The organism is Paenibacillus tepidiphilus, from assembly GCF_008635795.1.
In the GTDB taxonomy this organism is placed as follows: domain Bacteria; phylum Bacillota; class Bacilli; order Paenibacillales; family Paenibacillaceae; genus Paenibacillus_AQ; species Paenibacillus_AQ tepidiphilus.
The window spans coordinates 33,014-58,553 of sequence record NZ_VWRQ01000028.1; the positions used below are offsets into that span (position 1 = coordinate 33,014).

The 25,540-nt window shown below is 53.6% G+C and carries 16 protein-coding genes; 11 read left to right on the top strand and 5 right to left on the bottom strand.

Going from position 1 to position 25,540, the window contains the following annotated elements:
• Position 1 precedes the first annotated feature (1 nt).
• The 8 genes from F1379_RS26080 (at position 2) to F1379_RS26115 (ending at position 12,934) form a co-directional block, all read left to right on the top strand.
• Positions 2–1,420: a sensor histidine kinase gene (locus tag F1379_RS26080; protein WP_420850537.1), complete on the top strand. Its 1,419-nt coding sequence runs from the start codon at positions 2–4 to the stop codon at positions 1,418–1,420.
• A 91-nt stretch (positions 1,421–1,511) separates the two neighbouring features.
• Entirely contained in the window at positions 1,512–2,423 is a 912-nt protein-coding gene (locus F1379_RS26085; protein WP_150275405.1) for an ABC transporter ATP-binding protein, read from the top strand.
• Positions 2,423–3,136, top strand: coding sequence for an ABC transporter permease (locus F1379_RS26090; protein WP_150275406.1), 714 nt, complete (start codon positions 2,423–2,425; stop codon positions 3,134–3,136). The genes F1379_RS26085 and F1379_RS26090 overlap by 1 nt, the downstream gene beginning before the upstream one ends.
• Before the next feature lie 2 nt (positions 3,137–3,138).
• Entirely contained in the window at positions 3,139–3,891 is a 753-nt protein-coding gene (locus tag F1379_RS26095; protein WP_150275407.1) for an ABC transporter permease, read from the top strand.
• A gap of 167 nt (positions 3,892–4,058) precedes the next feature.
• Positions 4,059–4,424, top strand: coding sequence for an ArsR/SmtB family transcription factor (locus tag F1379_RS26100; protein ID WP_150275408.1), 366 nt, complete (start codon positions 4,059–4,061; stop codon positions 4,422–4,424).
• A gap of 349 nt (positions 4,425–4,773) precedes the next feature.
• Positions 4,774–6,531: a DUF7948 domain-containing protein gene (locus F1379_RS26105; protein WP_150275409.1), complete on the top strand. Its 1,758-nt coding sequence runs from the start codon at positions 4,774–4,776 to the stop codon at positions 6,529–6,531.
• A 101-nt stretch (positions 6,532–6,632) separates the two neighbouring features.
• Complete coding sequence (locus F1379_RS26110; protein WP_150275410.1) at positions 6,633–12,263, top strand: RHS repeat-associated core domain-containing protein; 5,631 nt, start codon at positions 6,633–6,635, stop codon at positions 12,261–12,263.
• Positions 12,264–12,280: 17 nt separating this feature from the next.
• A complete protein-coding gene (locus tag F1379_RS26115; RefSeq protein ID WP_150275411.1) occupies positions 12,281–12,934 on the top strand; it encodes an rRNA methylase in 654 nt (217 codons plus the stop codon).
• 399 nt (positions 12,935–13,333) lie between these two features.
• Here the strand turns inward: F1379_RS26115 and F1379_RS26120 are convergent, their stop codons facing one another.
• On the bottom strand, positions 13,334–14,485 hold the full coding sequence (locus F1379_RS26120) for a cation diffusion facilitator family transporter (protein WP_239004819.1): 1,152 nt from the start codon (positions 14,483–14,485) through the stop codon (positions 13,334–13,336).
• A 262-nt stretch (positions 14,486–14,747) separates the two neighbouring features.
• Here F1379_RS26120 and F1379_RS26125 point away from each other — a divergent pair, with 262 nt between their 5' ends.
• Together F1379_RS26125 and F1379_RS26130 are read left to right on the top strand one after the other, a co-directional pair.
• Positions 14,748–17,030: a heavy metal translocating P-type ATPase gene (locus F1379_RS26125; protein ID WP_239004820.1), complete on the top strand. Its 2,283-nt coding sequence runs from the start codon at positions 14,748–14,750 to the stop codon at positions 17,028–17,030.
• A 148-nt stretch (positions 17,031–17,178) separates the two neighbouring features.
• Complete coding sequence (locus F1379_RS26130) at positions 17,179–19,281, top strand: methyl-accepting chemotaxis protein (protein WP_239004821.1); 2,103 nt, start codon at positions 17,179–17,181, stop codon at positions 19,279–19,281.
• Between the two features lie 117 nt (positions 19,282–19,398).
• On the opposite strand, the gene F1379_RS26135 is transcribed toward F1379_RS26130, so the two are convergent.
• From F1379_RS26135 to F1379_RS26145, 3 genes are all read right to left on the bottom strand, one after another.
• Positions 19,399–20,367 carry an L-lactate dehydrogenase gene (locus F1379_RS26135; protein WP_150275412.1) on the bottom strand — a complete coding sequence of 323 codons (969 nt, stop codon included), beginning with the start codon at positions 20,365–20,367 and terminating at the stop codon, positions 19,399–19,401.
• 337 nt (positions 20,368–20,704) lie between these two features.
• Positions 20,705–21,211 carry a CcdC family protein gene (locus F1379_RS26140; RefSeq protein ID WP_150275413.1) on the bottom strand — a complete coding sequence of 169 codons (507 nt, stop codon included), beginning with the start codon at positions 21,209–21,211 and terminating at the stop codon, positions 20,705–20,707.
• Positions 21,212–21,422: 211 nt separating this feature from the next.
• Positions 21,423–21,683, bottom strand: coding sequence for a GlsB/YeaQ/YmgE family stress response membrane protein (locus F1379_RS26145; protein ID WP_150275414.1), 261 nt, complete (start codon positions 21,681–21,683; stop codon positions 21,423–21,425).
• 238 nt (positions 21,684–21,921) lie between these two features.
• Here F1379_RS26145 and F1379_RS26150 point away from each other — a divergent pair, with 238 nt between their 5' ends.
• Positions 21,922–22,977, top strand: coding sequence for a lactonase family protein (locus tag F1379_RS26150; RefSeq protein WP_150275415.1), 1,056 nt, complete (start codon positions 21,922–21,924; stop codon positions 22,975–22,977).
• An 89-nt stretch (positions 22,978–23,066) separates the two neighbouring features.
• Here the strand turns inward: F1379_RS26150 and F1379_RS26155 are convergent, their stop codons facing one another.
• Positions 23,067–25,400: an alpha/beta hydrolase gene (locus F1379_RS26155; protein ID WP_239004822.1), complete on the bottom strand. Its 2,334-nt coding sequence runs from the start codon at positions 25,398–25,400 to the stop codon at positions 23,067–23,069.
• Between the last annotated feature and the right edge of the window lie 140 nt (positions 25,401–25,540).

The window sequence follows — 25,540 nt, forward strand, 5'->3', positions numbered from 1 at the left end:
GGTGAAGGCCTGGGTACAGACCCGTTCCCTGCTGTCCCGTTATTTGCTGATTATTATTACCGCATTTTTGTTTATTCCAGTCATCATTCCGCTCACTTTAATCGCTTACGGAGTATTTACAGGACTGACCAAGGAAGATCCGCCCGTGGAGTATCAGCCCTACTCCAGCATTTCTGCGCTGGAGACGATGTGGCATCAGGAAGCGGCTGAGCTGCACGGGGCCTCTGCGGAGACGGTTGACCGGCGGCTGAAGGAATTGAGCGGGCAGTATAATCTGGCCGCCATGTTCTGGGTGGACGGAGAAGGCCAGACCCGGCTGGTGCTGCCATGGCGGGAGGGCCCGGAGAAGCTGGAGGCCCCGCTTATCCCCCGGCAGTGGAACGCAGCGGAGGCGATCGCCTTCATGAAACAGAGCGCCAAGCTTGAGCCACTGGCGATTGTTGCCTTCATCGGCGACGAGGCCGGGGCGGAAGAAGGCTTTATGGTCATGCAGGTTCCGCAATATGTGCGGAATGTGTCCTACTATACCGGGCTAGAAACCTGGTATGTGGTGACGCTGCTACTCTTCTTTGTCCTGTTCATCCTGGTTTCGCTGCTGTTCTTCAACGGCATCCGCAAGCGGCTGCTGCGGCTGCAGACAGCGATGGCCTTCAGGGAAGGCGAAGGGCTCCCGCAGCCGATTGCGCCGGGCAAGCCCGACGAGATCGGTCAACTGGAGGGGGCCTTCAATACAATGGTCACCGAGCTGACGGCCAGCAGGCAGCGGGAAGCGGAGGAAGAAGGACTGCGCCGGCGGCTGGTTGCCGATCTGTCGCATGACCTGCGGACGCCGCTTACCGTCATCCGCAGCCATCTGCATGTGCTCGGTAAGGAGAGTCTGTCGCCGCGCGGCCAGGAATCGCTGCAGCTGATGGATGAGCGTATCGAGGGGTTAAGTCTGCTGATCGAAAATTTGCTCTCCTATAATCTGCTCAGCAGCGGCAAGATACAGCTGACCCTGGAGCGCAGGGATGTGCTGCGGCTGGCACGGGAAGGAGCCGCAGCCTGGTATCCGCTGTGGGAGAAGGAGGGCTTCACAGTCGAAATTGCGCTCGAAGGAGATCCGCTGTACTGGACCGTGGACGAAAGCTGGTTCCGGCGCATTCTTGACAACCTGTTCCAGAATATCCTCCGCCACGCACGCAGCGGCCGTTATGTAGGTATAGCTGCAGAGAGCCGGGAAGGCCGCCGCGTGCTGGTGATTTCCGATCATGGCAGGGGAATGGGCAGCTCGTCGGAGGCCAAGGGCGCGGGCCTGGGCCTGGCAATCGTCGACCTGCTGCTGAAGCGGATGGAGCTGGACTGGAAGGCGGAAAGCCCGGGGCAGGGAACAGAAATCGTAATCTATCAGCCTGCGGATAACGTCAGAAACCCGGGTTAATCACGTATTCGCGGTTTTTAAACAAAATTTAAACTTGGTGCCGCCGCTCTTTTAACCTTGCCGCGTTATGCTGATTACCGAGGTGAACGAGATGAACGAAACGGTAATCAAAACAAGCGATTTACGCAAGGTATACCGCGGCCGGGCTGCGGTGGAGCATCTGAATTTGAATATTGGCAGAGGGGAAATTTACGGCTTCCTCGGTCCCAACGGCGCCGGCAAAACGACAACGATCCGGATGCTGCTGGGCCTGATCAAGCCGACTTCCGGAAACATTGAAGTCTTCGGCCGCGAACTGCGCAGCCACAAGCTGGATATTCTCCGCAAGGTAGGCTCACTGGTAGAATCCCCTTCCTATTACGGCCATCTGACTGCCGTAGAGAATCTGGAGGCCATCCGGCGGATTATCGGGGTGCCTAAAGGGCGGATCGCCGAAGTGCTGGACATTGTATCGCTGACCGGCGAGGAGAAGCGGCCGGTGAAGGGCTTCTCGCTGGGGATGAAGCAGCGGCTCGGCATTGCCGCCGCGCTGCTGGGCGGGCCGGAGCTGCTGATCCTGGACGAGCCGACGAACGGCCTGGACCCGTCGGGCATTCAGGAGATCCGCTCCCTGATCAAGCGGCTGCCTGCGGAGCAGGGGATCACGGTGCTTGTGTCCAGCCATCTGCTGAGCGAAGTGGAGCAAATGGCCGACACCGTCGGGATCATCCGCCAGGGGCAGATGGTCTATCAGGACAGCATCGCCCATCTGCAGCAGCAGGCAGCCGGGGATCTGCGCCTGGCTTTGTCCGAGCCGGAAGCGGCGCTGGACCTGGCGAAGCGCAGAGGCTGCGGCGGAGAATTGCGGGAAGGCCGGCTGATCCTTCCACGGATGAACGACGCCAGAGTGGCGCTGCTGGTCAAAGAGCTGGTGGAGAATGGACATGCGGTGTACCGGGTGGAGGAGCACAGGCAATCGCTGGAGGAGTTCTTCCTGCAGGTCGTCGAAGGAGGTGCGTCTTAATGTGGCGTGCGCTGTCGGCGGACTGGCTGAAGATTCGCGGTAAAGGGCTGTGGTTCCTGGTCCTCCTGGGCCCGCTGGGTCTCTTGGCCATGCAGGGGCTTAACTTCGGTCTACGTTATGACTATCTGACGAAAATACATGAGGCCGACCTGTGGGGCGGGCTGCTGGATAATCTGTCTAATTTCGTGCCGGTAGCGCTCTATCTCGGCGGCACGCTGATCTGCTCCATGATGGCGAATGTGGAGCATCAGACGAGTTCATGGAAGCAGCTGCTGGCCCTGCCGGTGTCGCGGACCGCGGTATTTATGGCCAAGCTGCTGCTGTGCCTGCTGCTGCTGGCGGTCTCCTGCCTGCTGCTGTCGGCGGGAACGGTGGGGCTCGGCTGGATTCTCGGATTTCAGTCCCAGCCGGTTCCGTATACGGACATTCTGCGGATCGGATTCATGGGCTATGCCGCCGCGCTGCCGGTGATTCTGCTGCAGCTCTGGTTTTCCTTATCCGCCCGTAACCAGACCTTTCCCATAGCCTCCGGGATTACGCTTTCGCTGCTCAGTCTCTTCTCCTATTCGCTGTCCGAGTGGTTTCCGTTGAACTGGCCGATGCTGTCCTGGAGCGCCTCCCGGCCGTGGCTGTTCAGTGTCTCAGGCATCTTCCTGGGGCTTGTGGTGCTGCTGCCCGGTGCATGGCATTTTGCCAGAAAGGATGTGGCTTGAGGATGCGGACCTTTATGCGAATCTTGTCGGCGGAGCAAATAAAGATGTCACGCTCCTATATTTGGGTACTGCTTCTGGTCAGTCCCGCGATCTCGGTTGTCATCGGCGCACTGGCGGATGTTACAGAGGGGACGACCGGCGGCATCACTTGGCAGATTCTGCTTGGAGTCATGGCTATGGCTCATTCGATGCTGTTCCTCCCGGTGTTGTCGGGCATCTTTGCGGCGCTGATCTGCCGCAGCGAGCATAGCGACGGCGGCTGGAAGCAGCTGCTGGCGCTTCCTGTCACCAGGGGGACGGTCTACCTGGCGAAGTTCGCCATGATTATGCTGCTGCTGGCAGCTGTCCAGCTGCTGTTCCTGGGAGCTCTGCTGGGTGTAGGGTTGTTCCGGGGGGCAGAGGGGGCGGTCCCTTGGGGCAAGCTGGCGGCAAGCCTCTTCGGCGGATGGTTCGCCTGCCTGCCGCTGGCGGCGCTGCAGCTGGCCGTATCCCAGCGCTGGACCAGCTTCGGTGCTCCCCTGGCACTGAATGTAAGCTTGACGATTCCCAATATGCTGGTCGCCAATTCTGCGGATTACGGGCCGTATTATCCCTGGCTGCAGCCGATGCTGGCGATGTCCCCGATGTCTTATTACGGAGACGAGACCTTCGGCGCCTTTAATTTGCCGCTCGCAAGCCTCATGATTGTCGTCACCGGCAGCCTGGTGTTGTTTCTGGCGGCGGGATTCATCTCCTTCCGCAGAAAGGCGGTTTGAGCAAGGGGCTTTGTGCTGAACCGGCTGTCGCCCGTTCGCTGGATTGCGCCATTCATCCTAGCGTCAAGGGCCTCCATGGACATTGATTGCGATTTTTTCTATAATCATCGTAGAAGTTCCTATTAACGGCCTGGAATATCCGGGAGCCTATGGAGGAGGACGAAAGCATGGAGCCGGCGGCACTTGAAGATTGCGACAACACATGCAACGGTTCGGAGCTTGGGCCGGATTCGGCGGCGCTGATACTGCCTGAGCGCAGTACGACGGACAAGATGGCGGAAATGTTCAAGGCGCTCGGCGACCCGACCCGGGTGCGGCTCATTTATGCCCTGTCCCAGCGGGAGCTGTGCGTGCACGATTTATCGTCCATCCTCGATATGGGGCAATCGGCGGTATCGCATCAGCTCCGTTATCTGCGCAACCTGCGGATCGTGAAGCGCCGCAAGGAAGGCAAGACCGTCTATTATTCGCTGAATGATGCGCATGTGGAACAGATCTTTCTGCAGACACATGAGCATATCCGGCACGAATGAGTGATATAAACAACTTTTGCTGAATGGCGTTATGTAATGTTTAGAAATACAAGTATTCTTTATCATTTGCAAAAATAAAGGGTAAGCAGAACAGAAACCCTCATGCCGTTCATGAGAGCTGATCTGCTTACCTTTATTTTGGTATTTTTTGTGATCAAATGACCTGATATATATACAATATCCAAAAAATTAAATAAAATCTATTATTGTACAGACAAGAAATGGTATGAGTTAGCCTAAGTGTCTTTTTCATCAGGACGTTTTACCAAAGGGGTGAAAATCGAAAGCGATTACATTTGTGGAAAATAAGTTGTTAATGGAGTTTTTAAAATAACGTGGAGGTACAAAGATGCTAAAGAAAAATGTTTTCTTTAAAATTTCTCTTGTTTTAATGTTGCTTGCTATAGGAATTTCGATAATGCCTGACAAGACAATAAACACCAGAGTACATGCTGCGGGATACGATAGTTCAAGCGGTTTACCATTTGGGAATCAAATGGACGATATCGGCCCTGAGATGGATTTAGACACCTTTCTCTCATCTCTAGAACTGCTAGGGAGCTCCGAGGAAAATAAACCCATATCTTCTACATCGCTTAGTAAACAACAGAGCAATGATGTGAGGACCGTTAGAGAAGTCCTCAGTCAGAGAACGGAGAACAGCAAAACTGTCTTATATAACGATAATACAATGGCTACCTATTATTCGGAGTCCCCCTTGCATTATTTTGAAAATGGGCATTGGTCAGATATTAATTTAAATATTACAACTTTATTGTCCGAACCTGGTTTTGATTATGGAACTACTCAAAGTAGTATCAAAGTCAAATTTGGCAAAACCAGCAATAAACCTATTGAAATTGAGAAGGAGCAGTATTCCATTATTTATACTCCACTGCAAACAAATAAGGCAAAAAGCAATGTTGAAGGAAATACAATTACATATACAAACGCCTGGAATGGGGCGGATTTACAGTATGTGATGAACTCGGATTCATTAAAAATGTTTATGTACCTAAAGAATAAGAACGCTCCAGTGGATTATCAATTCGAGGTTAAGGCAAAAGGATTAACCTATGAAAAGAATGAAGCCGGTATGATTATCTTTAGAAATGCTTTAAAAGAGGAGATATTTAATATTCCTCCTATGTGGGTGATGGAAGAAGGGGCAGCTGATGTTCACTACGATAAAATAAAAACAACAATACAACAGGAAGGCAGCAAAATAAAAGTTAACATTCATCTGGATAATAAAGGTTTGAAATATCCGCTTGTTATTGATCCGACAACGTCTGTTCAAACCAGTGGTGATTTCAGTTTCCCTACACCGATTCCACCCAGTTCAATTGTAAACATGAGTTATACTATGAAGGATGCTTACGTCAATCCTCAAAATGGTCAGACCAAAACTGTACCGGTCAGTTCATTTGAGACCAACTTTGACTATACGTTACCTGGCAATTCGAATCATATAGTAAAGACAATTGTGACCGTACCGAAAAGCGAAGACACTATTTACATGGATACTAATTACATTTTGGGCACCATACCGCAATCAGCATCAGTACACAAGATATCTACTAAAGTTATTGGAGCGTCAAGCCCAACGGGATACCCTATAAAAGTATACTCTTTAAGGGTGCTTACTATAGTTTATAATGTTGACCAAAATATTAACTATGATACTCCTATAAATGCGAGTATTGCGAATAACACAACTTCGGAATGGACTTATATAGCCCAAAGTGGCAGATCAAATCAAATTGAAATGAAAACGTTATCTAATATGAATTATTCTATAGCTGTTATTGACCCAAACGGAAGTACTGTAGCTTCCGGCACTGTAAATCAGTCAACCACAATTAAATTGAACTACGGCGTTAGCCTGGGAGGGCTATATAAAATTCGCGTCTCAGTTGCTGGAGGAACTGGTACTAGTGGGGATATTTCATTGTTACTTAATCAGACATCTTCTATCCGTTATGTGTACGATAAATCTAATAGAATTCAGGATATATACTTTACTGTACAAGGACAAGCATACAGACGTCATTATGAATATGACCCAAATGGAAATCTATTAACGGTTAAAACATATCAAGAATAGATAGCTGAATTAACCCAATGGCATTCCATATGTTTTAAGAGAGAAGGAAGTATTCTGTCTTGAATAAGTCATTTAAGAAAGATTTCTGGGAGGGTTAAGTGTTGTTCAGAAAAAAACTGTTCAAGTCTATAGCACTAATACTTAGTTTTGTACTTTTGTTTCCGAATATACCGGTGGGAGCGGTTGAAGGAACTTCGTTTGACCAAGCATCTATTGATGAAAGCGTTCTGGCGCGTTCTGGCGTAAATATGGCCGTCTACGAAGACCTGCCTTCAGGCTCTGCCCTGCTGGATGCAGAGAAGGCATGGATTGATCAAACCTTAAACAGCCAACTGGCTGTAGAACAGCAGAAGAAAATCCAGGCGCTAGAGTTGGAGCAGAAATTGTCACGCGGACAGGCACCACTGCTTGACGATGAAGCGCAAGGCGAGGACAAGCTGTTCCGGTCTTTACTTGAGGGTATTAACGATCGAGCGGCTGAGCAGGCGATTGCATCCGAACGGGATCTGACCGAGCGGATCACCCGGATCAAGACGCTGGAACTGGAGCGGGCGCTGGCGAAGCAGAATGAGGAGAGCGCCGGACGCAGTCTTAACACCCTGGCGGAAGAGCTGGAGCTTGCGCCGGAATTCATTCAGGAACTGCTGGACAACGGCCAAACGCTGGAGGACATTGAACGGGATTGGCGCAAGCCCGCCGCAGATCTTCCCGAACCGACCATTCCTCTGCCCCGCAGAGCCGGTCTTTCTGTTCAGGAATCGGTATACGGCAACGCGTCCGTCAGCCGCTCCGTATACGGTAAGTCTTCCGTTAGCGACCTGGTATACGGCATCCAGTTGGAGTTGGGTGGTGCTGATCAGGCTTCCGCACAAATGAAATCGGATGTGCTGAATGTCGATTTGAAAGCGTTTAATACCTTTCGGACTCCGGGACTGCCTCCACAGCCGGAAAAGCCGAAGCTGGATATGCTGAAGGTCAAGCTGGATGAAGCGCCGTACCGGGTTGAAGTAGAAGAAGAGAGCGTATCGACGGTTTCCGGTTCACTCTCCCTAACGCAGGATGACCTGACCTTGCCCGGACGGGGAGGACAAGGGTTTACACTCACCCGAACCTATGACTCAGGCTCTTCCCAGCTGTACGATATGGATGTCAGTGCGTACAACTATGATTATTACTCCTACTATGCCGTTATTGATTACGAGCTGCCTACCTATCAGACCTATTATACGATGACGTATAACTATCGCGTGCTGTACAACAAGTATAAATGCAGCACCAACGAATTTGTGATTACAGAGTCGGACTACTATTCCCCGCCTTCACCACAGACCTATACCTACAATACCAGTGCGGAGCGTGACCAGGCCTGGAGTTCACTTCCCTCCTCTTATGAATCGCCGGGAACCGATCTGTGCGCCCAAGACCGTTACTATATCTATAAGTATTTTCGGAACGGCTACACCGGCAGCACCACCGTCCAGACCGGTAGTTACATCGAGAGCGATTACATCGGTCCGTATTCAACCATGGCCGAGGCGCAGAGTGCCGCTGCACAATTTGGTGCCGGCCAATCCTACAACGGCGGAACCATCCGCAGCGCCGGCGCCGAACATGTATACCTGGGTTCAGGGACTTCGTATTCCAATGCCCTCAAGGATGCTGACACCGACAAGCGGTTTCCGATCGGCAAGGGCTGGACGTGGAACATTCCGTATCTGACCTTTGACGGGGGCACCTACCTTCATATGGCCGGAGGCGGAACCTACAAGGTAGAGAACGGACTCCTGAAAGGGTATCCGTGGAAGGATTTGACCTTGTCCGCTGATACCGGCGTTACCGTGAATGGCCTGGCCTCCGCACAGGTTCTGCGCTCCATTACCGGGGACAAAACCTATTTCAGCGCCGACGGCCGGGTCATTCAGATGAGCGATGCCTACGGGAATAACACACAGTTCCTCTACTCGAGCGTCAGTCCGTACGGAAACGTCCTTACCAAAATTACGGATGCCATCGGCAACAGCATCAGCATTGCCTATACGACCTCTCAGGTAACCTTAACAATGGGCGACCGGGTAGTCACCTACAAGAAAACAACGCAGAACAACAAAGAACTGCTCAGCCAGGTCGTGGATCCGATGAACCGTACAACCACGTACAGTTATGCGATCAAATCGGCCAACTTCAGTCTGATTGACACGAATCCGGTTACCAACAACCCGTACGCTCTCTTGACCGGGGTCACGCATCCGACCGGGGCGCAAACGCTTTATGTGTATGATACGGCGCCGGTCACCCGGTATACCGGTCTGAATGCCGTCAACCAGGTCTTCCGCGTCTTAGAACGGAAGGATATCGTGGACGCCGCAGCCGGAACTGCAGGGGAAGCGAACCGTGCCGTGTTCCTCTATACCGTCGATATGGGCAGCTCCTACAACCAGGATATGAATTTCACCTCCAAGGTCATCCGGGGATCGCTGGAGTCAGTGTTTACCTACAAAAAGGACTTCATCGACGATCAGACCGCACCGATGATCTACCATACGAAATTGCAGGAGTCGGATCTTGCCATCAAGCGGATTACCGACAGCACCTATGACGAAGTTCGGAGAATTCCAAATCCGATCAGTGTAACCACGTATTATACCAACGGGACCAGCGAGTCGGCCCGGGTCACCACGTCAACCCAGTATGATGATTACGGCAACGTGACGTCTTCGACCGATGCCTTGGGGCAAATCACTACCTATACGTATGATGCGGCGACACATCTGCGAACTGCAGAGAAGTGGCCGGTCAGCGGAGGGTTGTCCCTTTATGTTACCCTGGTGCGGAATGCCAAAGGGGATGTAACCGACTATCAGCTGAAGAACGCGGCGGCGGCAACCGATTACCTGAGCCGCACCACCTATACGTATGACACCTACGGCAACGTGACGTCCACAACGGACTATGATACGGCGCGGCAAGCCTTGACCACGTATGAGTATGATTCTGCTCTCGGCTCCGCCTTCCTGACCAAGCAGACGCTGAACTACAAGGACGGAACCGGTGCAGCCAAGACGTCGAGTTCCTTAGCAACGTACAACAAGCAGACGGGCAATATGACCTCATTCACCGATGCCAACAGTGCCAAAACCTCGTATGCGCATGATAAGCTGGACCGGATTACCCAAATCACCAACCCGGACAACAGTACCTTCCTTGTTGCTTACAACGACTCGCTCAACCAAGTGACCACCACGAATGAGACGGGGCTTCAAACACGAACCACCTGGGATAAGATTGGACGGACCACGGAGCTGGCCGTCAAGGAAGCGGGCGCCTTCAAAGCCAAGACACGGACCGGTTATGATGCACTGAGCCGGGTCGCCTGGCAGGATGACCCTTCCGGCAATAAGGTCTCCTACACCTATGACGGCTTCGGCCGGACAACGAAAACGACCAATCCCGATGCTAGCTTCAGCACCGTTGTCTATAATGATCTCCTAAGCACCGTCACGGACATCGACGAGGAGAACAACCGGGTCGAGCGGACCTATGACAAGTTGGGGCGGGTTACGCTGGAGAAAGAAAGCCAGAACGGTGTCTTGACGCTCAAGCAAGAGAGCGTCTACGACCATGCAGGCAATGTCACCGTCAGCAAGGATGCGCTGGGAAATATCACGACGTATAAGTATGATTTGCTGGGTCAACTGATCGGCGTAACCACTCCCCAATCGGAAGTGTTCACCTACAGCTACGATAAACTGGGTAACCTGATTACCGTCCAGTATCCAGGCAACCAGAAGATTGAGAAGATCTATGATGAGACCGGGAAGCTGCTGAAGCAAGTCGATGAGAGCGGACAAGCCAAGACCATGACTTACGATCTTGCCGGTAACCTCGCACAGATGACAGACCGCAAGGGCCAGAAGTTCACGTATACCTATGACAATCGTAACCGACTGCTCAATCGGGTGGGACCAAACTCTACGGTCACCTATGTCTATGAGAAAGACGGCAAGCGCAAGTCCATGACGGATGCCACCGGCACCACATCGTATGCGTATGACCCGAATTCGGGTCTGCTCACCCAAAAAACGTATCCCGACGGCAGAACGCTTAAATCCGAGTACGATTTGAAAGGGAATCGTACGAAAATCACCGATCCGCTGGGCAAAGTCACGAATTACATCTACGACAAAGTAAATCGGCTGGAGAGCGTGACGACCGACAGCAGTCTGGTGGCCTCGTATACGTATTTGAAGAATGACCGTATAAAGTCCGTGAAGTACGGGAACGGAATGTTCACCAATTACGGGTATAGCGGCTTCGACCTGACCAGCGTGCAGCATACGACAGCCAGCGGCACGGTAGTTAACAGCTACGCATACGGCTATGACAATGCCGGCAATTTGACGACCCGCACACAGAACAATGTTACGCATTCGTACACGTATGACAAGCTAGGGCGGGTACAGACGAACAGCGAGTTTGCGGAAAGCTACACCTATGACCCCCGCGGCAACCGCAGCAAACTAGAAACCGTCTCGCAGCCGGAGCTTATAGAAGCGGCCTACGAGTACGATGAATGGAACCGCCTTAAGAGTGCAGCCGTAAACGGAAGCAATGCTGTTGCCTATAAGTACAACGGGGACGACCAACTGTACGAGCGGACCGAGAACGGGGTCACGACACGTTACTACTGGGATGAAGAACAGATAGTAGCTGAGGCGACGGTAAGCGGTACAACCGTTACACCAAAGGCCTCGTATATTTACGGCAACAGCCTGCTGGGACGGATCGACGGAGCGACGGCGGCCCGCTCGTATTACTTGCTGAACGGCCACCAGGATGTGGTGGAGTTGCGGGACGGGGCCGGAGCGGTAAAGAACAAGTACACCTATGACATCTGGGGACGGCCGCTGAGCGTAGAGAAGGAAGAGGTCAGCAATCCCTTCCGCTATGCGTCGGAATATTACGATAAAACCACGGGCTTGTACAGCATGGGGCAGCGGTGGTATGATCCGGGAACAGGGCGGTTCCTGCAGGAGGATACGTTCGAAGGTGAACTGAAGAACCCACTGAGCCTGAACCTGTACACCTACGCCCATAACGACCCGAATGCTTACAGTGATCCCAGCGGCAACTTTGCCTTCCTGATCCCGGTAGCGATGTATGTGGCCAAGGCCGTCGTCAAGACTGCCGTCGACACCGGAGTGGACTACGCCATGGCGAAGGCCAGCGGTGAGAAATTTAGTGTGGCGAAGTCCGTTTCGAGCAACCTGGTGAGCAATGCCATACCGGGACTGGGCGAAGCGAAGAGTGTCAGCAAGGCGCTAAAGCTGGCCAAGAATGTTAATACGGCCAAGCATGCAGTTAAGGAAGCTAAAGCTGTGAAGGCGGCGGTTAAGGGGACGGGAAAAGCTACTGGTGGAAGTTTTAAAGCAGTTGATGCTACTAAAGGTCCAGATGAGGTTGGACACCATATTGCACAAAACGCTTATAATAAAACTAAAGGTATAAGTCGAAATGAAGGACCTGCTGTCTTAATGAGTAAAGAAGATCATGCGAAAACTAGGACTTTTGCAGGAAAAGGTAAAGCCGCAATGAGAGAGGATACTGAGTTAGGTCTAAATGGGCGGCAACGTATGGCTAAAGATGTTTGGGATGTAAAGAAAAATTTTGGAAGTAAATATAATGAGGGTCTTAAGAAAGCAATTCGTTATGGTCAGCGAATCTATAAAAAGTAAGTAAAGGAGTAACCTTTATGAGCGCAGATGGCTATAGAGTAATTAAGGGTAATTGCAAGTATAACCATTCCTTTGGTGGACATTTGTGGAAGACTCCAAATTGTCCAAACTGTGGTACTAACCTACACTTAATCTTTAATTTTGATCTGAATGATTTTAGATTAGAAAAATTATCCAACAATAAAATGAATTATATTCCATTAATTTCATGCTTGAATTGTTCTTCTTATTGGTCAACACAGGTGTTTAAAATTGAACCTCAAACAGGAACTATTACAATTCTTAAGCAAACTGATGAGGAGAGATGGATTACTGAAGAGGAAGATCGACTCCCGTATCCATTGCCATTCTCTAAAATGGGTTTAGAAGAACTACATGAGTCAGATATCTTATCAAAAGAAGAGGATACTGACCAAGCATTTGAAGACTTTGGTTCAGAATATATTTGCAGAATTTTAGATGAGCCACTTTTTGCGACAGAGCCTATTCAAAAAAATAAGTGTTACTTGTGTAATGAAGATATGGAATATGTGGCGACAATTTGCAGTGAGGATTATGATTCGGAGGGCTTGGTTCATGAAGGTTTTACTTTCAACTTTGGTGAAGCATTTCTATATTTTTATTTTTGTAAGTCTTGTACTATTCTACAGACAGAAATGCAAAGTACCTAATAAGTTTTCTTTGGTGGGGCTACCAAGTGCCGAATGAGCCCAGCATTTAGGCGCTTCCTAAGGATGGTATTAGGTCAATTCTCCTGTATTCTATTACCATGACAATTTCCTGAATTTTTATCATAACGTGCTAGAGTCTTTGATTGGTTCTTGATTTTGGGATAACTGGACTTTAAATCAAATTTATGGTAATTTAAACAAGGTTATTTTTACCTGAAAGGACATAGTCAAGATTCAAAGGCTGATTCCTCAGGAGATACGAATCATTGTGATGTAATTGAATTAACAAACTAGTGGAAAAACCTTGATAGGCTGATGCCCATCAAGGTTTTTCCACTAGTATCCGAAGAGGAGTTACATGGAGCAACCGTAAAACTCGGCAAATTTTTAAGTGCAGCGTCACACCCGCAGCTTTCCGTGCCGCAGCGCAGAATCCTCAATCTGCAGGGTGGCATGGTCCACTCCGAACCTTTGTTCCAGCACGTCCAGGGCTTCCTGCAGGATCTGCCGGAAATCGCTCCCGTCCCGGACCGTAAGGTGGGCGCTCAAGGCGTCCATTCCGGAGGTAATACTCCAGATATGAAGATCATGGATATCATATACGCCCTCCACGGACAGGAGTGCCTCTTTGACGGCTGCGGCATCGACCGTATGCGGGGTGCCCTCCATCAGAATATGGAAGGCCTGCTTAATGACATTCCAGGCGCTGCGGAGAATAAGCAAGGCAACAAGTACGCTGATGATCGGATCAGCGATATACCAGGAGAACAGCTGCATGAGCAGTCCGGCCAGCAGGGCGCCGACAGAGCCGAGGGCATCGCCCATAACATGCAGATAAGCGCTGCGGACATTGATATTGTCCGTGCCGCTCCGGCGGGTGAGTGCCCAGGCGCTGGCCAGATTGGCCAGCAGACCGATGGCGGCGATCACCATCATGGTGCCGCCGGCGACCTCCGGAGGTGCGGCGAACCGCTGCCAGGCTTCCCACATAATAAATCCGGCGATAATAAAGAGCGTGGCTCCGTTAAAGAGGGCAGCCAGAATTTCAATACGGTAAAAGCCGTAGGAATTTCTGGAGGTGGCAGGCTTCGCTGCAAGCATTACGGCGATGAGACTCAGTGCGAGCGAGGCCGTGTCGCTGAGCATATGTCCGGAATCCGACAATAACGCCAGGCTATCCGTGATCAGTCCGCCGGCAAACTCCAGCACCATAATCCCGGCCGTAATGATCAGCGCGGTCAGCAAGCCTTTCTTGGTATTAGGCGCATGGGCATGTGAATGAGAGTGTCCATGTGCGTGTACGTGTTCATGTCTGTGTGCCTCGTCTGCATGGTGATCAAGCGGAGCCTTCAAAGGACCAGAGTCGCTGCTGCTCTGCTCATTCCGGCCGGACGAAGCTTGGTGTCCGTGTTGATGCTCATGCCCATGCTCGGGCTGATAATTTCGTTCATGATGCCCGCCAAGTCCTTGTCCGTGTTCCTGTCCGGGTTTCTGTTCCTGCCCGGTCTGGCCGCTTATATTCTGCTTGTTTTCCGGCTTCCACATACTCATGGGAGACAGCTCCTTCTTCGATAACATATGAATGATTGCTCATATGTTAATCATATACCGGAACGAGAGGATGCACAAGCCCAATCCGCATCTTGGAACAATGTCCGCCGGAAACTGCGAACCCGAGCTCGGCCGAATGGATTTAGCATCCCATTTCAGGAGAAAAGTATGCGGTGCGCGGATTGACGCTTCAGGTTTGAAAGGCATATAATATGTGTAAGTTAACATATGAACAAATACTCATATATTATGATCCGGGGAGATGAGTGATTTGCATGCGGTGGAGGGGAATGTAAGACGGCAATGGCTGCTGGAAGGCTTGGACTGTGCCAACTGCGCCATGAAGATTGAGAATAAAGTGAAGCGGATTGAAGGGGTATCCGCCTGCTCCGTTAACTTTGCGCTGAAGACGATGACACTGGAGACGGCTGCATCTGATGCAGAGGCTGCTTCAGCCGAGGCGCAGAAGGCGGTGCATTCACTGGAGCCGCATGTGAAGCTGAAGGAGATCAAGGCCGGCGGGCTGCGCGGCCAGACCAAGGCAGCGGCCCCGGGTGAGGCCGCTGCGGATGCCCATGCTTCTGCCGGCCATCCGGCAGAAGGACACGCACACCGTGCGGGTGAAGATCACCCGCACGGCCACGGCCACAGCCGCGCGCATGATCACGCCCATGACCATGGTCATGGCGGAGAGAGTATGCGCGGCACCGTGCTGCGCCTCGTTATCGGCGCAGTCCTGGGGGCAGCAGCCCTGCTCCTGCCGCTCGGCGGCTGGGCGGAGCTGCTGCTGTACATCGCCGCCTATCTGACCGCGGGCGGCGATGTCCTGCTTACTGCTGGACGCAATATCGTCCGCGGGCAGGTCTTTGATGAGAACTTCCTGATGGCGCTGGCGACCCTCGGCGCCTTTGCCATCGGGGAATATCCCGAGGGCGTCGCGGTTATGCTGTTCTATCAGGTCGGCGAGCTGTTCCAGGGAATGGCGGTCAACCGTTCGCGGCGCTCCATTACGGCGCTGATGGATATCCGGCCGGAGTATGCCTGGCTTAAGAACGGAGAAGAATTGAGCCGCATATCGCCGGAGGAAGCGGCGGTGGGCGACAGGATCGTCGTGAAGCCGGGAGAGAAGGTGCCGCTGGACGGGACGGTTCTGGAGGGCAGCGCCATGATGGATACCTCGGCCCTGACCGGGGAATCGGTGCCGCGCGCCGCCGGGCCGGGCAGCGAGGTGCTGAGCGGGTTCATCAACCGCAACGGTGTCATTACCGTACAGGTTGCCAGAGAATTCGGCGAATCGGCGGTCTCGCGGATTCTGGAGCTGGTGCAGAACGCCTCCAGCCAGAAGGCCAAGACGGAGAATTTCATTACCCGGTTCGCCCGCAAGTACACGCCGGCCGTGGTCATTGCGGCGCTGCTGCTGGCGGTGGTGCCGCCGCTGCTGATTGAAGGGGCCGAATTTGCGGACTGGATCTACCGGGCGCTTGTATTCCTGGTTATCTCTTGTCCTTGTGCGCTGGTAGTATCCATTCCGCTGGGCTTCTTCGGCGGAATCGGTGCCGCTTCGCGCAGCGGCATTCTGATCAAGGGCGGCAACTATCTGGAAGCCCTCAACGATGCGAAGATTATCGTCTTCGACAAGACCGGGACGCTGACCAAGGGGCAGTTCAAGGTTACGGGCATTTATCCGTCCGCAGGCACTGCCGAAGAAGAGCTGCTGCGCCTCGCTGCCTACGCGGAGAGCCATTCCGGCCATCCTATTGCCGAATCCATCCGCGCCGCCTACGGGCGGGACATTCCCGCCGGGGCAGTGGCCGATTACAACGAACTGTCCGGCTATGGAATCTCCGCTACCGTAGAGGGCAGGGCGGTGCTGGCCGGCAATGCGCGGCTGATGCAGCGCGAAGGCATCGCGGTTCCGGCGGCGGCAAGCGCCGGAACCGTGGTGCATATCGCCGCTGGCGAAGACTATGCAGGGCACCTGATCATTGCCGACGAGCTCAAGCCCGATTCACTGCAGGCCGTGCAGGCACTTAAGAAGCTTGGCATCCGCAAGACGGTGATGCTGACCGGAGACGCGGCGGCGGTGGCGGAGGAGGTCGGACGGCAGCTGGGCATCGACGAGGTTCGGGCAGAGCTGCTTCCGCAGCATAAAGTCGAAGCCGTTGCCGCTCTGGAGAAGGAGAAGGGCCGCCGGGAGAAAATTGTATTTATCGGCGACGGCATCAACGATACGCCGGTGCTGGCCAGAGCGGATGTCGGCATCGCTATGGGCGGCTTAGGCTCGGATGCAGCCATCGAAGCGGCGGACATTGTCATTATGACCGACGAGCCCTCCAAGCTGGCGACAGCAATAGGCATTGCCGGGCGCACGCGCCGGATTGTATGGCAGAATATTATATTTGCGCTCGGGGTTAAGGCGCTCTTTCTGCTGCTTGGCGCTTTTGGCATTGCGACGATGTGGGAAGCCGTTTTTTCCGATGTGGGCGTAACGGTACTGGCGGTGCTTAACAGTATCCGGGCGCTGCAGGTACCGAAGTCCTTATAATTTTGATTAATACACTGGATAACAAATGAAAGAAATGTGAAAAAACAAGCCTGCGGTGTCCCATATTCTGGGTCCTCAGGCTTATTTTTTGTTCCGGAACTAATCTAAATTGTCTGTTCTTGCCGATATAACAGGTGGTTTACAGCATATGGGATTAACTAAAGTACTGCTGGAGGGACATGAATTGGAAGAAACCGAAGTGAAGCACCCAAAGTTGAAAATGAAAGCAAAGACCAGAAAACCGAAAGATTCCCAAAAGAGCGGAAGAACAGGCATCCGCGGCTCGCTGCAGCGGAAATGGTCACTGATTATTTTGGCGATTACCATTGTCCCGCTGCTGGGTGTAATGATCTTTTTCATGCAGTATTTCGGCAGTGTCACCAAATCGGACAGTGAAGAGCTGGCCGAGAATGTGCTGAATATGAACGTAACCCGGATAGAAGAATGGCTGAAGACGAGAACCATGTATGTCCAGGATCTGATTGCGCAGCATCCTGAATTCGATACCGCCAATCCGGACACTATTTTTCCGGTCATTAAGGTGCTGGAGGACAGCGATAAGGATTCGGAAGGATACAGTGTGATTAACAAAGACGGTCTGCTGACCAATATGCTGGGAATGACGGCGGATTCGTCAACGGCCGATTACTTCCTGAAGGCCAAGGAGACACTGTCTCCGGTTGTAGCCGACATGTCTTTTCTTGAAGCGCTTAACAAATACATAATTACGGTGCTGGTGCCCGTAACAGATCAAGATCATCAATTTGCCGGTGCGGTTGCCTTTTCGGTTACGCCGGATGTGCTGCTGGAAATGGCCAAAGGCATTCGGGTCGGGGAGACCGGCTACGGCTACGTCATCTCAGGCAAAGGGGATTATTACGCTTACTCCGATATGGAGCGGATCGGGAAGAATATCTCCGATTTCGCCGCAGGCCCGCAGATGAAGAAGTCGCTGGACACGATGCTGGCCAAGGAGAGCGGCAGCGAGTCTTATAAAGGCGAAGGCGGAGCAACCATTCTTTCCTATTATAAAACCATTCCCGGCACCAGCTGGAAGCTGGTCATTGACGTTCCCCAAAGCGAGGTCTACGCCAAGGTCACTTCCGCCCAGCAGATTGCCACTGCGTTCATTATCGTGGTTATTCTGCTGGTGGTGCTGCTGTCCCTGTATTTGACCAGACTGCTGGTGAAGCCGATCAAAGCGGTGTCCGCTGTGATGGGTAAGGTGGCCGAAGGGCGCCTGGGCGAGCGTGTGGCCGTCAATAGCCGTGACGAAATCGGCCAGATGAGCGAGAGCATCAATGAGATGATTGCCTCCATGTCACTGATCGTCAGCAAAATTGATTCCACAGTGGCCGAGGTCGCCGCTTCCGCCGATGATCTGCTGGAGTATGCTACCCAGTCCTCCAATACTTCGGCGGAAATCACCGAAGTGGTCCGCGAAGTAGCCATGGGCATGGAGGAGCAGTTCAGAGGCTCGGAGCAGTCTGCACGGGCGACGGAGGAAATGGCCATCGGCCTGCAAAAAATCGCCGAATCCTCGGCGCAGGTATCCGACCAGGCTGAAAACGTCAGCACCGAGGTGGAGAATGGGTATGTGCAGATTCAGTCCACCCTGGAGCAGATGAGCGTAATCAGCCATTCCGCGGCACAAACCGCAGAACAGGTAGAGGCACTGACCCGGCAGGCGGAGCAGATCGGGCATATTGTCGATGTCATCTCCGAGATTTCCAACCAGACCGGCCTGCTCTCGCTGAATGCCTCCATTGAAGCGGCCAGAGCGGGCGAACATGGACGGGGCTTCGGTGTGGTTGCGGGTGAAGTCAAGAAGCTGGCGGAGCGCACGAGTGAATCAATCGTACACATCGTCCAGCTGATCCGCCAGATACAGGCTTCGACCGCCGAGGCGGCAGTATCCATGGAGAAGAGCATTGTGGAAATCGGCGACGGAATGGACCGGATGAAGCATGTCGGCTCCGCTTTCGAGCATATCCGCTCCTCCATGCGCGAAGTATCCATGCAGATTCAGGATGTATCGGCCGTCAATGAGCAGATGTCTGCGGGAACCGAGGAGATTACCGCCTCCGTGTCGGATATGCTGACGATTGCCAAGAGCTCGTCGGTCAATGCGCAGGCGGTCGCTGAGGCCTCCGGAGACCAGACCGGACTCATGACCAAGGTTGTTGACTCAGCCAAATCGCTGACGCTGATGATGAACGAACTGAAAAGTGAAGTCGAGCGGTTCCGTTAAGACAAGGAACTGCAGATATAAGAACACCCCTTGCGGGCCGTGCCGGTGGGCACGGTTTACGCAAGGGGTGTTTGGCTGTGAAGGGGCAGAGCCCGCCGGTTATTCCGGGCGGCTGCTTTATTTGGCAGCTGTATCTTCCAGAGTGAGACTTTCGATGCCCTTACGGATAATGCTGCAGGAAGCCGCAAATTTAGCCGATTCCTCTTCGCTCAGATTAAGCTCGAGCAGCTCCTGAATGCCGCTGCCGTTAATAATTGCGGGCACGCCGGCGCAGAGCTCCCGCTGGCCGTATTCTCCGTCCAGTATAGCCGAGACTGCGATGATCTTGTGCTCATCGTTCAGAATGGAGCGGGTGATGTAAGCCAGGGCACTGCCGATCCCGAAATGGGTTGAGCCCTTGCGGGTGAAAATCTCCCAGCCGGCATCCTTGGTCTTGCGGGCGATATCCTCCAGATCCAGATCCTTAAAGCGCTCGCGGTGCTGCTGCAGGATCTGGGTCAAGGGCTTGCCGCCGATGGTTACATGGGACCAGGCGACAAACTGCGATTCGCCGTGCTCGCCGAGAGCATAGCCGTTAACGCTGCGGGGATCGATGGAGAATACCTCTGAGAGCAGCGTCTTCAGCCGCGAGGAATCAATGGAGGTGCCGGTGCCGATGACTCGGTGGCGAGGCAGGCCGGATATTTTCCAGACCATATAAGTAACAATATCAACCGGATTGGCGGCAATCACGAAGATACCGTCGAAGCCCCCGGCCATAATTTCTGTCGTAATCTGCTTTGTGATCTCCGCCGCGGCGTCCAGCACGTCCAGTCTTGTCTGTCCCGGCTTCGGATTGGCCCCTGCCGTCAGAATAACCACGTCCATGCCGCCGCAATCTGCGGTGGTTCCGGCATAGACCTTTGTCCGGGTGCCGGTAAAATCCATGCAATGCGAGAGATCAAGCGCTTGTGCCATGGCGCGGTCGTAGGTCCGGTCCACCATCATAATTTCATCGCAAATGGCCTGGTTGACCATGGAATAGGCGCAGCTGGAGCCCACCATGCCAGAGCCGACGATCGCTACTTTTCTTGATTTTGTTTTCAATTGCCCAGTCCTCACTCTCATTAAGTCTCCTCAGTATGCTGTTATAGCTTTATTTTACCTGATTCCGCTGCAACTTACCTGACATTGAGTGAAAAACAGCCGCAGTTCTAGCTTGTTACAGGTCGTAGCTGACATGGCGGGGCAGTGCTGCCCGGGTGCCTGCCAATTATATGGCATTGAATGCATTATCATATGCTGCGCAAGCAGGGTAAGCGCCTAAAAAACTGACATGGCCAGAGATAATCTGCGGTGGATTTCATGCAGAAAAGAGCAGTCCGTGCGTCAACCGGCGCAGAATGCTCTTTGAGTATCTGTCTATAGTTGGAGGTGGACCGTCTCAGCCGCGGGGCTGCGGAACCGGGTTCTCCGGCGGGGCCATCAGTGTATACCGTTTGTACATAAATACTCTCCAGTGCAGGATCATGCCGAAGGCCAGAATGAAGAATAACCCTCCGGACTGCGGTATGGAGATATAGCGGTTGATAAATTCATGCAGCACGGTGCGCACCAGCAGCAGGCCGAGCAGAATAAAAGCAAAGCTCTTGGAGCGTTTGGCATAAATGTCCCCCTCACGCACCTCAAATACAGTGCTGCGCATCAGGGGATAAGCGAAGATGAACCAGCCCACGAGAAAAGCCAGGACCGCCCACCACCAGGGAAAGCGTACCTCCGGTACGACGAACATGGCGAAGCCTGTGGACATGCCCAGCGGTGGAATCCAGATTTTGCGGATGGTTACCGGCCGGTGACTGGCCTTCATACGGATGAAAATAACCATTAAGGCCATAAATACAGCGCCGAGTGTAGAACCGATATGCAGAAGTGAAGGGTTGATGCTTCCCATAATTCACGTTCCTTTCTGTGATTTCAATCACTTATTTCTTCATTATAGCAGAAAAGGAATGGCAATATATTGAACGGTGTTTGACGAATGCTTATGTATGCGTATCTAGAATATGTCGTCAAAGTACATAATAAACCCGCCAGGCCACCCTGGCGGGTTGGTGCGCATATACTATCCGTGCTTCATCAGGTTCATTAATCTCCATAAGGGATTAAGAACGGCTGCGTCCGCCAACGGAACGGAGAATCAGGCTGACGATAAAGATCAGCACAACCGCACCGATCAGGGACGGGAAGACATAATAGTCGCTGATTCTAGGTCCCCAGCTTCCAAGCAGCAGACCGCCGAGCCACGAGCCCAGTATACCGGCGATAATGTTACCGATAATTCCTCCGGGAATATCTCTGCCCATAATCAGTCCTGCCAACCAACCAATGACACCGCCGACAATCAACATCCACAGAAAACTCATGTTTCTTCAGCTCCTTTTTGTTTGTGTGTGGTACCTTCGATGGTTACTATTAACCTTATGCTGAGTGTTTAAACCATGTGTAAAATATTGCCGCCGCATGCTTTGCACATCCTAAAGTTTGCCCTGAATGGTGCTGTTTAATGCTTGCACTGCACCGGGTAAATAATGATGTTATAGTGATTACACTGAAAGGTTTAGGGCTGCAACCGCCGCCAATATATGAAAAGGAGCCGCCGCCATGAAGCAACCGAATGAAGTGTTATTCTATATTGGAACGTATAACGGCAAGGAAGACGAAGCCATCCTGCTGGGGGCTTTGAACAAGGATACCGGGGAGATGAGGGTGCTGGACGGCACCCGTGGAATAGAAGCTCCTTCCTATCTGGCTCTTAACGGGCCGGGAAGCGTGCTCTATGCAGTCAGCGAACAGGACGAAGGCGAGATTCACGCCTTTGCCGTCGATGCGGGGAGTAAGGCGCTGCAGCCGCTCGGGGCCAGGCTGACGGATGGAGGGGCGCCCTGCTATGTGTCGGTCAGTCCGCTGGGCGACTATCTCTTCGTAGCCAATTATATGGGGGGAAACGTCAATGCCTTCCCGCTGCTTCCGGATGGCGCACTCGGTGAGATGTCCTCGCAAATCCGCCATGAGGGCACCGGCTTCCGCGAGGACCGCCAAGAAGCGCCGCACACCCATTCGGTGCTGCCGGACAGCAGCGGCAGCCGGGTACTGGTATGCGACCTTGGCCTGGACCAGGTCATTATTTACCGGGTGGAGGACGGCAAGCTGGTCACCCACCGGGAAGTGAGTCTGCCCCCCGGTTCGGGGCCGCGTCATTTGGCTGCCCATCCGTCAGGCCAATGGCTATATCTTATTAATGAGCTGAACAGCACAGTAACCGTGTTCGCGAACGATGAACAGCAGGGCGACCTGCGAATTCTGCAGACGGTAAGCTCCTTGCCGGATAATTACGCCGCAGGCAGCGACGATACAGCCGCCGATATCCATGTATCGCCGTGCGGACGCTTCCTCTATGTCTCTAACCGCGGGCATGACAGCATCGGGCTCTTCCATATCGACACTGAGAGCGGCCGGATCGAGCCGGCCGACTGGGTGATTTCCGGAGGACGGACACCGCGGAATTTCGCCATTATCGGCGGGATGCTGCTCGCCGCGAACCAGAACAGCGGCAATGTCGTCTCCTTCCGCATCGACGGCGAGAGCGGCCGGCTGATTCCGACCGGTAACGAGCTGGCGGTGAATACGCCGGTCTGCCTGGTGCCTCTCCCGCTCTAAAAATCAAAAGACGCTCTGCGGCCGCTGCGGGTGCAAGTACCCGGGCGGCTGCAGAGCGTCTTGTCATGCCTGTTCACAGTAATTTAAGCTTATTGCCATGTGCCTGCTGAGCTGTCTCCGGTGTAGAATCCGATGTCGTCCAGCATAATTTTGTCCCCTGTCCCCTCCAGATAGAAAGAGACTTCGCGTAATTCTCCCGGGTCCAGTTCAGGCTCTTCCTCCAGGAAGAGCTCGAACGGCAGCTCATAGGTCTGGAAGACCGCTTCTGACAGATCGCCGTATTTGCCCCCGCCGATCCGCTCCTCCAGCCAAGGGTTGACGGTGAAGCGGGTCTCCGGCAGCGGCAGCACCTCCATGACTTCATCCAGCGGCAGACGCGCGGATCGGTTGTCCGCATCCGTTAATTCCACTTCAATTTCCGGCGCCGGCAGTATCTCCATGACTTCGTCCTCTGCGGAATCCGCTGTGTCTTCAGCTGCAGCCTCTGGAGCATCCTGCGTGCCGTCGGCTGATATAACGTTGTGGTTGGCCATGGAAAAAGCCAGCCCTTCGGCATCCTGCACAGTGATGGCATCTGTAGTGCGGTCGTTGAGCTCAATGCTGTAAGAGGCTTCCTCCCCTTGCGGGGCGGTGCGCTCCAGCAGAATGCCGTACGTAGCCTTGCTCTTGGACTCGCGGTCTTTGGCGGTCTGCTCGGTCCAGCGCATGCCTTCAGCTTCGGCCCGTCCACCCGGGACGGTGCTCCGCGTACGGTCTTCGTCATAAGCCGCCACCGGAATGAAGCCGCCGCTCTGGTACCGGCTGTACAATGCCGTATCCGGCAGCCACGCTGCACCGCTGCGGTAATCGCGGAACAGCGCCATATACTCTTCGCGTCCATGCAGCGTTGTCTCCAGAAAGGCGGATACATACACCTTGGCAATCTGCCGCTGGGCTCCGCCATCCATAATCTGTGCCCGGCTGAGGAACAGCCCGCCTGGCAGCGTCTGGTCATATAGGCCCCAGTCGGTATTGAACTGGCTGTGATTGGCATTCCCGATATACAGGGAGCTCTTGAATGCGTCTGAGCCCTTCGAATAGAAGGAGCGGATGTATTGCCGGTCTCCGTAGAAGTCATGGACATCGCCGTCGCGTGCACCCTGCAGGGTCAGATAATTGACATCCTGCAGGCGGGCCTGCTGCTCGTCGATCACCTTGTCGGTCGGAGCCAGCGCAATAACCGAAGTAATCGAGAAGCGCTTAACGGCTGCCAGTACGGGATCATCCTTGAACCAGCGTCCGGCATCGGCAGCCATCGCTACGGCCTGGCCACCCCGGCTGTGTCCGAGTAATGCAGTCTGCGAATAATCGACCTTGCCGTAGAACGGCGTCCCCGGCTGCTCCGCATAGGAGGCGATCTGCTGCAAATGCTGCAGAATCATCCAGGTCCGCACCTCGAAGTCATTGTCCGGAATTCCCGACCAGGCGGAGTAATTCAGGAAATTCTCGTCAAGCGAGACGGCGATGAAGCCCCGGCTGGCGAGAAGCTCGCCGAGGTAGGCGTAGCCGGCGTCCGAATAATCCTCCATCATATGGTTGCCGTGCACCATGAGCACCAGCGGATAAGGGCCGGAGCCTTCCGGCATCCATACGCGGGCATTCAGCGGCAGCGAGCGGGCGTCAAAGCCCCAGAATAACGTGCGCAGCTTGGGCCAGTTCGAAATATAGCTTGAAGCATCGACGGTTTCGGAGATTAGTCCGGCCTCCTTGCCGTACTCCTTGCGGTGGACATCCTGGCCGCTGCCATAAGTGAAATATTGATAGGCGTAGCTGCCCGGCTCAGCGGGATCGGCAGCGGCAATGGGCGGAACGCTGTCCGCCGGGGCCTCTGCGGGCGCCGGAGCGGCTCCGCTGTGTCCGCTCCCGGGTATGACCAGCGGTATGAGTATAACGGCAATGGCCAGAAGTATTCCGCTGGTGTAGCGCCGGGTTCGGAGCAGCCCCAGGGCCAGTCCGCCGAGGCCGCCGAGAGCAGCTGCGATTACGGCGACAGCCGCCGCAGCTTCCAGCCTGAAATCAGAGAAATAGAGAATGATCGTCACAGCGCCCAGCGCACTGAGCAGCACGCCCGTGAACAGCCGCGGAACGGGGAGTCCGGTCAGTGCCAGCAGAAGGGCGATGATATTGCCGGCCAGCGCAAGTACCAGTGTGCCGGCAGTGGCGGCCAGCAGCAGATCGGCGGCGGTCCCCAGTCCGGTAGGGATGCCCAGCACGGCGGCGGCGAACGCCAGGAATCCAATCACCCAGGGTCCGGCCAGCGCTGTGCGCCAGAGCGTTGTATCATAGCGGTACGTTGCCAGGAGGCGCTGAACGGCTCCGTGGAACAATCGCACAGGAAGCCGCGGGCGCCGCGGCTCGGGAAGAAGCTCCAAATCCATACCCATATTTATTCGTCACCCTGCTATCAAGAAGTCTATTTTCTGTATTCTATTAGTCTATTATTAGTCTATTAGATGTAGCAATAATATTACTTATTGGCAGTGAGAACAAGTGGGACCTGGAGGAACGGACCCCACATGCTGCC

Excerpts from the sequence above, each read along its gene's own strand:
- F1379_RS26095 (WP_150275407.1), top strand. The coding sequence starts at position 3,139 with ATGCGGACCTTTATGCGAATCTTGTCGGCGGAGCAAATAAAGATGTCA.
- F1379_RS26155 (WP_239004822.1), bottom strand. The coding sequence starts at position 25,400 with ATGGGTATGGATTTGGAGCTTCTTCCCGAGCCGCGGCGCCCGCGGCTT.
- F1379_RS26130 (WP_239004821.1), top strand. The coding sequence starts at position 17,179 with ATGGGATTAACTAAAGTACTGCTGGAGGGACATGAATTGGAAGAAACC.
- F1379_RS26145 (WP_150275414.1), bottom strand. The coding sequence starts at position 21,683 with ATGAGTTTTCTGTGGATGTTGATTGTCGGCGGTGTCATTGGTTGGTTG.
- F1379_RS26115 (WP_150275411.1), top strand. The coding sequence starts at position 12,281 with ATGAGCGCAGATGGCTATAGAGTAATTAAGGGTAATTGCAAGTATAAC.
- F1379_RS26125 (WP_239004820.1), top strand. The coding sequence starts at position 14,748 with ATGAGTGATTTGCATGCGGTGGAGGGGAATGTAAGACGGCAATGGCTG.
- F1379_RS26150 (WP_150275415.1), top strand. The coding sequence starts at position 21,922 with ATGAAGCAACCGAATGAAGTGTTATTCTATATTGGAACGTATAACGGC.
- F1379_RS26105 (WP_150275409.1), top strand. The coding sequence starts at position 4,774 with ATGCTAAAGAAAAATGTTTTCTTTAAAATTTCTCTTGTTTTAATGTTG.
- F1379_RS26085 (WP_150275405.1), top strand. The coding sequence starts at position 1,512 with ATGAACGAAACGGTAATCAAAACAAGCGATTTACGCAAGGTATACCGC.
- F1379_RS26100 (WP_150275408.1), top strand. The coding sequence starts at position 4,059 with ATGGAGCCGGCGGCACTTGAAGATTGCGACAACACATGCAACGGTTCG.
- F1379_RS26140 (WP_150275413.1), bottom strand. The coding sequence starts at position 21,211 with ATGGGAAGCATCAACCCTTCACTTCTGCATATCGGTTCTACACTCGGC.
- F1379_RS26090 (WP_150275406.1), top strand. The coding sequence starts at position 2,423 with ATGTGGCGTGCGCTGTCGGCGGACTGGCTGAAGATTCGCGGTAAAGGG.
- F1379_RS26120 (WP_239004819.1), bottom strand. The coding sequence starts at position 14,485 with ATGAGTATGTGGAAGCCGGAAAACAAGCAGAATATAAGCGGCCAGACC.